Genomic DNA, 9,918 nt, shown 5'->3' on the forward strand with positions numbered 1-9,918 from the left:
TGACAGGAATACAAAACCCCGATGCGCCGCTTTCTTGCAACGACCGCTTTCTGTGCTGTCGCCCTCTCCGGCGCCCTGACGATTACTCCGGCGCATGCCGCCCTCGAAGCCGGCAGCCATGCTCCGGATTTCTCGGCCCCTGCGAGCCTCGGAGGGCACGAGTTCACCTATCATCTGGCCGACGCCCTCAAGACCGGTCCGGTGGTCCTGTATTTCTATCCGGCAGCCTTCACCAAGGGCTGCACGATCGAAGCCCATGAATTCGCGGACGCCATTCCCGACTTCAAGGCACAGGGCGCAACCGTGATCGGAGTTTCCATGGACCCGATCGACAAGCTGGATCGGTTTTCGGTCAGCGAATGCCGCAGCACCTTCGCTGTTGCTGCTGACCCGACAGGCAAGATCACGCGCAGCTATGCAGCCAAAATGCCCCTGCTGCACATGGCAAGTCGGACGTCCTATGTCATTGCGCCGGACGGTCATATCGTCATGAGCTATGCGTCAATGTCTCCTGACGAACATGTCTCGCGCGCACTTGCCGCGGTAAAGGCCCTGAAGCAGACCCCGTGAGCGCACCTTCCATTTCAACGCCTTCCGACCTGTTCGACCACCATCATGTCGGCGATTCAGGCCCTCTGAAACTCTCCGCGGATGTCAGCAGCACCGCGATCTATGGTGGCCCGAAAGACTGCTACCGCTACACATTGCGCCGTGTCTGGGACGATACACGCCCCATGGTCATGTGGCTGATGATGAACCCATCTGTGGCGACCGAATTCGGCGATGACCGCACGGTCGCCAAATGCCAGCGTTACGCGCGGGCATGGGGCTATGGCGGTATGTTCGTTGGTAACAGCTTCGCCTATCGCTGCACGGACCAGAAGCGTCTGCTTGAGGTGGACGATCCGGTCGGGCCGGACAACGATGCCCATCTGCTGGACATGGCACGACAGGCCGATCTGGTCGTGCTGGCTTACGGGTCGCCACAGGCCAAGGGCCTGCGCGGGCGCGGAACCGAAGTTGCGCGGCTGATGGGGCAGAACGGCATCAGGGTCACGGCCCTGCGCCTGAGCAAGAGCGGACGTCCTGAACATCCGCTCTATCTGCCGTCCATCCTCACACCAGAGCCGCTCGACCCGGATAGGCTGGGCTGAGCGACGTTTTCCGGATCAGGCTGCGTCAGTTCGCAGCCTTGTCCTGTTCGTTGATGACCCAGACCAGAACGACATGCTGGTCGTGGTTCGGATAGGTCGCCTGCGGCTGAAAAGATACGCCGACATTCTTGGCCTTGTAGAGACCCTGAATAGCCTGCTGGTCTGCGGAGAGCAGTTCGTTTGAGACAGGTCCGCCCGCACGAAGCTTGGTCGCGGTTTCCAGATCGGCTGTCGAAACCTTTTTGTTTCCCTGAAACTCGACCTTGTCCAGAACAAGGGCAGTAGGCTGGGCCGGCGCGCTTGCAGCCTGTTCCTCAAGAATAATCTTCACAGCCACGCCATCGCCCGAAATCCGCAGACGCTCCTCAAGGCTGGTTCCGACATTGCGCGAAGAATAGAGTTCGCCGATGCGCTTCTGAGAAGCATCCAGATCGTTGCGGGTCACCTTGTCGCCCGCGTGATAGCCGAATGCCTGAAGGATATCCGCCGTCGGAACGCGGCTGTTGCCCTGAACAGCAACGCTCATCAGCTTGAGCGGCACATTTGGAGCGGGAACCGCAGCAAAAGCGTATTCCGTAGCAGCAGTTCCGGCGAAAGACGCAACAGCCAGCGAGACGCTCAGAACACTCCGGGCGAGCAGGGGGCGAAGGGACATCTGGCAATTTCCTGTCATGAAAAAACTCTGACTTTTACGCTACAGGAGTTCCCGGCTTTGGCAAATCGCCGCCGCTCCGAACCGGACGTCATATTTTAGTTGCGAATAAATCTCATTATCGCAATAACGCGCGCAACCGCTTCTTGCTTCGAGGTTTCCGTGCGCGCATCACTTTCCATCCCGCTTTCAAACCCACTCCGGGTTGCGCGCCTGTCCTGTCTGCTGCTGGCAGGAACAGCTTTTCCGGCCTTTGCCGCCCCTGTCTCCACCGTCACTGACACGACATCCACCGCTTCGGCAAAGTCTCCAACCGAGGCCCAGCAGATCAGTCAGGACGAGGAAATCGTTGTCCGTGCCAGACGCCGGGACCAGATGCAGGTCAGTAGCGGCGGACAGCTCGGGGCTCTGGGCAATAAAAAGGGGCTGGATGTTCCGTTCAACATCCGCAGCTACAATTCCAGCCTGATCCTGAACCAACAATCCCAGACGCTGGGCGAGGTGCTGGAAAACGATCCGACCGTCCGCACGACCTATGGCTACGGCAATTTCTCGGAAATGTTCGTCATCCGGGGCTTTGCCGTAAATGGTGACGACGTTTCGATCAACGGGCTTTACGGCATCACGCCCCGGCAGCTTGTCTCTCCCGAACTTTACGATCAGGTGCAGGTTCTCAACGGCGCCAGTGCGTTCCTGAACGGAGCAGCACCCAGCGGGTCTGCCATCGGCGGTAACATCAACCTGCTGTTCAAACACGCAACGAATGCCCCCCTCACCCGCCTCACCGGCGATTACACCAGCAGCGCCATGGGCGGTGGCAGCATCGATGTTGGCCGTCGTTTCGGACAAAACAAGGATTTTGGCGTGCGGCTGAACGTCGCGGGCAAAAGCGGCGAAGACGCCGTGACGGACGAATACCGCCATTCCACCACGTTGGGCGCGGATTTCGACTGGCATGACCGCGACAACCGCACCCGCGTCACCATGGATATCGACTATGAAAACCAGGGTGTGGACGGGGGCCGGCCGGCGATCTTCCTCGGCAGCGCCGTCACGTCCGTTCCCCGCCCTGTCGCGCCCTCGCATAATTTCGGGCAGCGCTGGGCGTATAATGACCTGAACTATGTTTTCGGCATGCTGAACGTCGAGCATGACCTGACGAAAAATATCACGCTGTATGGCGCGTTTGGTGCGCTCACCAGCAACGAAAAGGGCAATTATTCCAACCCGACCGTCACAGATCCTGTCACCGGTGCAGGGACGGCGGGCGCAATGTATGTGCCCTATGATCAGACGAATGAAAGCACCCGCGCAGGCGTTCGCGCTCATTTCCGCACCGGCTTCATCCGCCATGAAATCAACGCTGGCGGTTCCGGCCTGTGGGAAGACAGCGCCGCCGCCTATGCGATGGCCCTGACGCCCGGTGCGACCAACATCTACAACACGCCGCAGTTTGCCGCCCCGGCGGAGACGTTTGTTGGGGGGGTGCTTAATGACCCGCAGTCCACCAACCGCACGCGCCTGTACAGCCTGTTCTTCTCGGACACGATGTCCTTCTTCCACGACCGTGTCGCCCTGACAGGCGGTTTCCGATACCAGAACATGCTCATCAAAGGCTACGCCTACAGCAAGACCGGTCAGGGCGCGATGAACAACCATTACGATCAGGATGCCATCACCCCGGTCGTGGGGTTGGTCATTCATCCGACGCGCCGGACATCTCTGTATTTCAACCGGATCGAAGGCCTGTCGCAGGGACCGACGGCTTCGGGAAATGTCGTGAATCTGGGCGAGATTTTCCCGCCTTACAAATCCACGCAGTATGAAGTGGGCGCGAAATACGACACGGGCCGCTTCAGTGCCGCGCTCGCCGTGTACGAGATTTCACAACCCAACGCCTATTCCGTGGCACTCGGCAATACGGGCCAGTTTGCCTTCCGTGAAGACGGGTTACAGCGGAACCGCGGCATCGAACTGACGCTAAATGGTGAGATCCTGCCCGGCCTGCGCTTCAATGGTGGCGGCACCGTCATTCAGGCCGATCTGCGGCATACGGCAAACGGCCTTCAGGACGGCAACACCGCCATCGGTGTGCCGAACTACACCATTAACGGCAATCTCGAATACGACCTGCCATTCCTCAAGGGCGCCACGGTCGTGGGCCGCGTAGTCAATACCGGCAAGCAGTGGGTCAACACCGCCAACACCTTGCATATTCCGGTCTGGACGCGCTTCGATCTGGCAGGGCGCTACACGTTCGTAACGCATCACACGCCGGTCACACTGCGGTTCGGCGTCGATAATCTGGCCAACACGCGGTACTGGTCCTCGGCCTTCAACGGTTATCTGATGCAGGGCATGCCCCGCACGTTCAAGTTCTCCTTCACGACAGATCTGTAATCCGCCTCAAATTACTGAAAATGAAAAACGCGCCCTCCCGTTCGGGAGCGGCGCGTTTTTCATGTCAGACGTTCTGGTTGGGAACGATCAGAATGTGATGCCCGTTTCGAAATCCAGAAGCAGCGGGTTCTTGTAGCGGTTCGTGCCACCGGTGCTCCAGATATACTGCGCACCCGGCCGGATCACGAGCCAGGGCGTCGGACGCCAGCCATAGTTCAGTTCGATCGCATGCTCGCCGGAGGGCTTGTTGATACCCTGTGCGCCCGAGGCCTGCATCTGGCGCGCCCAGATCGTGAGCTTCGGATTGACCCAGAGCATCTTCATGCCAATGCTGATCGTATCGTTCGGGCGGCTGCGGAACGTGCCCTTACGGGTGACACCCCAGGTGATGAAATACGGTGCGACAGATGTCCGCGGATCGCCCCAGGTGAAGGACGTGAACAGCGTCGTGCCACGGTTCGGATCGGCGGCATCACGCTCCAGCATCCGGTCGAATTGGAACCAGCCACCGAACCGTCCACGGACCTTCTGCGTCGGGGCCGACAGCAGATACTCCGCCGGAACGGAGAACATGCTGAGCTTGGAATAGACATCGCTGACTTCGGACGTATCCCAGTATCCGCCAATCTTGACGTTGGTCTGGAGCGGACCGCTGTAATCGTCCTTGCCGCCCTGATGCCAACCGAGCTGGAACGGAATATAGGTCCCGATCGCATCATGCAGGTTCAGCTTCCAGCCGTTATGCGTGTTCGAGATCGTGGGGTCGATCGAATACGCGCCGAACTGCACGAGATAATGGTCGTTCCCGGCCGGATAAAACTTCACCCAGGCGCCCGGATGCGCCGTCGGATACCAGCCATAGCCCGAGTTCATCGCGATGGACTGCGGCATACCGCAGATCGCGTTGGATTCGAACTGGCAGTACTGGCTCATGCCCCAGTAGATGGACGACTGCTCGAAATCGTTCTCGGTGTTGATTTCACCAACTTCGGTCGACACATACCGGTTCCAGGGCATTTCCCAGGACAGACGCGTCAGACGCACCGTCTCACCTGAGCCGAAGATCTGCTGCGGGCTGTCCAGCGCAGGAAGCGTCGCGCCAATGCCCAGTCCCTGACGCGCCGTGATCAGCGTGTGGAACATGCCCAGATTCAAGCCTGTTAGTTTCTTGAGGTTGAAATCAACATTGATGCCGAACTCATCCGCATAACGCACGGCCTTGGTCTTGCCGCCCATCGGATTGCCCGCACTGTCTTCAAGATAGTGCCCCCCGATATTGATGCCCTTGTCGGTCAGCCATGTCCGCCAGCCACCCCAGTCCCCCGTCATGGTGCTCTGGATCAGCCAGTCGTGGAAAGACGCCGGGAAGAAACGGTTCTCGGTCGTGTCGGACGTGCTGGCTGTGGGCTCAACGCCTTTGGGAGTCGGCTTCACGAGTTGCGGCACGGGAGAAATGGATTTCGTGCGGATCTGCGGCGTGCCCATGGTCGCCGTGCTGGTTCTGGCAGCGGCTTTCTGATGACCATCCACAACACCAGCGGGTGTCGTCTGTGCGTGCGCGACGTCCGTAAGACCTGAAAGCAGCGCTGTCATGGCGCAGGCCGTCCACAGCGTTTTCGTCCAATCCTGTCCGAGCTTCCCCATCTTCCAAACCGTCTCCCTGTGACACCATGACAGCCGCCAGAACCCGATCACGCGGCCGGGAGATGTCATACAGTCCGAAAACGGTCCAGAATAGAGCACAGAAGACGTCAGTTTTCGTAATATGTCCTTCAGGACACGATCCCGACACCTGCCGTCATTTTTAAATCTGGAGATTTCTCCATAATTACAAAAAGTTTAACGCTACAGTTTCGACGCCTTATCCCCCGATCACAGTTGCGTGTTCCCGGTCCCAGCGGCGCGTCAGAGGTTCAAGGCAAAGCAACAACACGACCAGAGCAGCAGCGATTTCACACAATGTCCGGAAAAGCCCGGCATAAAGGGATGCTCCTCCGCCCCCTGCGATGGCTTCCGGAGACAGCGCAGCCTGATTGGCAATGAGGCTGCCCACATACATGGCAATGCCCCATAGCAGATAGAGCGCACCCATCATAAAGCCACTCAACCGGGCGGGCGAATAACAGGCCACGACGGCCAATCCCAGACCAATTGTCAGCAGTTCACCCAAAGACAGAAAGCCATATCCCACTACCATTACCCAAGGCGACACCAGCCCGTCCGCATGGGCGGCAGCCGCCCACCACACGCCAAATCCCAAGGCGACCATGGCATAGCCAAGGATCATTTTGCGGGCATGGGAGGTCTGTTTCTGCTGTTGCCCCATCCGGTTGTAGAGAAAGGCCAGCGCCGGGCTGAGAGCCATGATCCAGAGGGAATTGAGAACCTGAAACTGCCCTGCCGACATGTGAAACAGCGTCACGCCGCCAATACGGTAGTCTCCCGAAACGCCACGAAGAGCAAAGAGCGTCAGGGACGTCATCATCTGTTGGTAGAAAACAAGATAGATCGTCCCCTGCAGGCACAGCATATAGGTCAGCCGCAGTCCCGGACGTTCGGCTTTCGGTGCCCGCACATACAACGCCACCCAGATCGCCGCGAGAATTGCCCCTGCTGCCGTCACGCAAAGCCGGGCCAGAGTATCGCTCCCCAGAATCCATGCGTTGAAAACGGTCATAAGAACGAGACCAGCCCCGACCAGTCCAAACCTGCGCAGCGGCACAGGCTGTTTTTCGGAAGCAGGCGTGGTGGCATCAAGCCAGTTGGACCGCAGCACATAATACAGCAGTCCAACCCCGAGCCCGACCGCGCATGCGGCGAACGCAGAAGGCGCGCCATAATGGATCTGCAACCATGGCGTCAGCAGCATGGAGACCGTCGAACCGACATTGACGGACATATAATAGAGCGTGAAAGCGGCATCGAGCGCCGCGTCATCGTTCTTATAGATCCGGCGCACCAGATTTCCGGCATTGGGTTTAAACAGCCCATTTCCCGTGGAAATGAGAGCCATCGCGACCAGAAGCAAAATATGGGACTGTAATGCTGCGGCCAGAACGGCATAGCCGCCTGTCAGCAGGAGCGCGCCCATGACGACAGTCCGCCGCGCGCCCAGCACGCGGTCTCCAATGACACCGCCAACTAAAGGCGTAATATAAGTCAGCGCCCCGAAGGCACCCATCATGAGGTTGGCTGCTGCATCTCCCATCTTGAGATGCACGACCATGAACAGCGTGAGAACGGCCTGCATGCCGTAATATCCGAACCGCTCCCACAGTTCGATGGCCAGAACAACGGTAAACGCCCTGCGGCGCATTCCGGGGACGGAAGAAAGAGACGTATCGGACATGCAGAACCCGTCAGAAACCAGAAGACGGGAGGCACCTTAGGGCAAATGCCACTCCCCGGCGAGGATCAGTGCATGCGTGCTGATAAGCCCCAGAACCACCACGAAGATCAGTGCCACAATCCCGCCGATGATGTCACTCCACGGCCATTCCGGCAGTCTCGACCGGACACGACGCACCATCCCCATCTCTTCAGCTCTCCTGCTGGCTGAAGAAGGCCTCCAGCTCGGGGGAGACAGTACCGATATGGACCTGCAACGTCACCAGCAGATCACCGGCCGGATGCTTTTTATCGCCGCCGATTCCACGCCCTGCCAGACGCAGGACCTTGCCACTGTCGGAGTGCTTCGGGATCTTGACCGAAACATCACCCTTCGGGGTCGGAACGGCGATCTTTCCGCCAACAACAGCCGTTTTCAGATCCAGATTCTGCGTCATTCGCAGGTTGCGTCCCTCACGGACATAGCGGCTGTCGGGCGTGACGGAAATCGTCAGCAGCGCATCCCCGGCCACGCCCGGCTGGCCATCCATGCCTGGACGTCCCGGCGCGCCCTTGCCGCGCACGCGCAGGGTCTGCCCGTCTTCCACACCCGGCGGGATGCGAACCTCCGTGTGCCCGCCCTCGCCGAGGGTCAGATCAAGTGACGTTCCCAGAACAGCCTGCTGAAACGAGATCGTCACCGCAAAACGACGGTCAGATCCTTTGGAAGCACGACGCCCGCCCGAACCACCCGGCTGGAAATCGCCGCTGAAGCCCCCACTGAACATGTCCGAAAAGAAGGAGCCGAGATCTTCCTGATTGAATCCGCCCTGAAAGCCCTGGCCGCCCGAACGCGGCCCACCCGGACCATACCCGCCACCGCCAAAGCCGCCGCCAAAAGGCCCACGCTCCTGCCCGTCAGCGTCGATCTCCCCGCGATCGAACTTCGCGCGTTTTTCCTTGTCGCCAACGATATTGTACGCCTGCCCGACCGACTTGAAGCGCTCTTCGGCCTTCTTATCGTCCGGGTTGTGATCCGGATGGTACTGCTTGGCCAGTTTCCGATACGCGCTGCGAATTTCCTTGTCCGTCGCCGTTTTCGAAACGCCCAGTACCGAATATGGGTCGCTCATCTCATTTCCCCGTCTTCTTCAGGTCCCTCATCCAACAGGGAAATCAGGACCGCAATGACTTCATCCTGCGGGAAGCCAGCCCGCACACCGTCTGAGATCAGGTCTTGCAGCTTTGGTCGCAGATAATCTTCTGCCGGATATCCATCGTCTGCCATCTCTGATCCTCCGTTATTCCCAGATGTGTGACCACTGCGGCTTCGGGTCAATGTTTCTGAATAAACTCTGCAATATCGGGCACGACAGCAGTATCCAGTAAAAGCGACCCATCGGCGGCTGGAACCGTGCCCTGATCCGCCAGCGGATGAATCGCGGACGGCAACAGAACGACTGTCGCCCCGGGATCCGCAGCCTTCAGCAGAAGCAGGTCATCGGCTGCACTGACCTTGCGGTCCTCGCCGCCCTGAACGATCAGGACCGGCCCGTGATACGCCTTGAGCAGCGCCGCCGGATCATGATGGAACAGATCAATCATGAAATCCTGCACCAGAGGATGAAACATGCCCCGCAACCCCGGATGCAGCGTCTTGACATCCACATGCTGCCCGGCTTCAAGAGCATCAATCGTCGCGTCAATCTGCGGCAGAACCGTTTTGGCCGAAGGAATGGCGTGAAGCTGCGCCCGCAGAACTTCACCCAGTCGCCGTCCGGGCGTGGACAGAAGCATCAGTCCGCAGATATCGGCCTGTCCCTGAACGCTTGCCAGCGCGACGAGCCCACCCTCGCTGTGACCCGCCAGCCAGACACACCGCGCGCCGGTTCTGGCCCGGATGACCGCAATCCAGTTCCGCACATCCGCAGCATAATCCGCAATCGTGACGTGATTACCATCAGCCACCGCCTGTTTACTGCCGAACATGCCGCGTTTGTCGATCCGGACGGACGAAATCCCGTGGGTGGCAAGACCATCCGCAATCTGCCTGAGCGTCGCAGGCTTCTGACCCAGAGCCGAATTTCCGTCGCGGTCCGTCGGCCCCGAGCCGGGGATCATCAGCACAACAGGGGTGCCAGCGCCCGCATTCACGAATGTTCCGGCCAACACCCCCAGAGGGCCGGGCGCCGTAATGGCGCTGCTCTCAGCCGCAAATGCATGCGACGCCAGACCGCAGACGCCTGAGAGGAGAAAAAGGAAACGAAATATTTTCGACTTCATTCTGCGTCTCCTTTTCAGGTGCCTTTACCTTGTAAAAGCTCTGACGAAGGCGTTTTGTTGTTTGACTTCGACGGGGAGCCTTGTGTCGGTGAGGGCTTTTCC

Annotated in this window: 10 protein-coding genes; 3 read left to right on the forward strand and 7 right to left on the reverse strand. The window is 59.2% G+C overall.

Annotated features, from left to right (window positions below):
* The first annotated feature begins 21 nt into the window (after positions 1-21).
* Together JK213_RS13275 and JK213_RS13280 are read left to right on the forward strand one after the other, a co-directional pair.
* Positions 22-570 (forward strand): peroxiredoxin, encoded by a 549-nt coding sequence (locus JK213_RS13275; protein WP_194263182.1) that lies wholly within the window; start codon positions 22-24, stop codon positions 568-570.
* Entirely contained in the window at positions 567-1,154 is a 588-nt protein-coding gene (locus JK213_RS13280; RefSeq protein ID WP_194263183.1) for a DUF1643 domain-containing protein, read from the forward strand. The genes JK213_RS13275 and JK213_RS13280 overlap by 4 nt, the downstream gene beginning before the upstream one ends.
* Before the next feature lie 25 nt (positions 1,155-1,179).
* Here JK213_RS13280 and JK213_RS13285 read toward each other — a convergent pair whose 3' ends face one another.
* Positions 1,180-1,809 (reverse strand): POTRA domain-containing protein, encoded by a 630-nt coding sequence (locus JK213_RS13285; protein ID WP_194263184.1) that lies wholly within the window; start codon positions 1,807-1,809, stop codon positions 1,180-1,182.
* Between the two features lie 159 nt (positions 1,810-1,968).
* On the opposite strand from JK213_RS13285, the gene JK213_RS13290 reads away from it, so the two are divergent.
* Positions 1,969-4,206, forward strand: coding sequence for a TonB-dependent receptor (locus JK213_RS13290; protein ID WP_194263185.1), 2,238 nt, complete (start codon positions 1,969-1,971; stop codon positions 4,204-4,206).
* A gap of 87 nt (positions 4,207-4,293) precedes the next feature.
* On the opposite strand, the gene JK213_RS13295 is transcribed toward JK213_RS13290, so the two are convergent.
* From JK213_RS13295 to JK213_RS13320, 6 genes are all read right to left on the reverse strand, one after another.
* Positions 4,294-5,850: a carbohydrate porin gene (locus JK213_RS13295; protein WP_211571742.1), complete on the reverse strand. Its 1,557-nt coding sequence runs from the start codon at positions 5,848-5,850 to the stop codon at positions 4,294-4,296.
* Between the two features lie 217 nt (positions 5,851-6,067).
* On the reverse strand, positions 6,068-7,555 hold the full coding sequence (locus JK213_RS13300) for a peptide MFS transporter (protein WP_194263186.1): 1,488 nt from the start codon (positions 7,553-7,555) through the stop codon (positions 6,068-6,070).
* A gap of 36 nt (positions 7,556-7,591) precedes the next feature.
* The gene (locus JK213_RS13305; protein ID WP_211571741.1) at positions 7,592-7,741 is read right to left on the reverse strand and encodes a hypothetical protein; all 150 of its coding nucleotides are present in this window, start codon (positions 7,739-7,741) and stop codon (positions 7,592-7,594) included.
* A gap of 4 nt (positions 7,742-7,745) precedes the next feature.
* Positions 7,746-8,666 (reverse strand): DnaJ C-terminal domain-containing protein, encoded by a 921-nt coding sequence (locus JK213_RS13310; RefSeq protein ID WP_194263187.1) that lies wholly within the window; start codon positions 8,664-8,666, stop codon positions 7,746-7,748.
* Positions 8,663-8,821, reverse strand: a complete 159-nt coding sequence (locus JK213_RS13315) for a hypothetical protein (RefSeq protein ID WP_194263188.1) — start codon at positions 8,819-8,821, stop codon at positions 8,663-8,665. Before JK213_RS13315 ends, JK213_RS13310 begins: the two co-directional genes overlap by 4 nt.
* Before the next feature lie 47 nt (positions 8,822-8,868).
* Positions 8,869-9,816, reverse strand: coding sequence for an alpha/beta hydrolase (locus JK213_RS13320; protein WP_194263189.1), 948 nt, complete (start codon positions 9,814-9,816; stop codon positions 8,869-8,871).
* Positions 9,817-9,918 lie beyond the last annotated feature (102 nt).

The sequence above is a fragment of the Gluconobacter sp. Dm-44 genome (genome assembly GCF_018256175.1).
Taxonomy (GTDB): domain Bacteria; phylum Pseudomonadota; class Alphaproteobacteria; order Acetobacterales; family Acetobacteraceae; genus Gluconobacter; species Gluconobacter cadivus.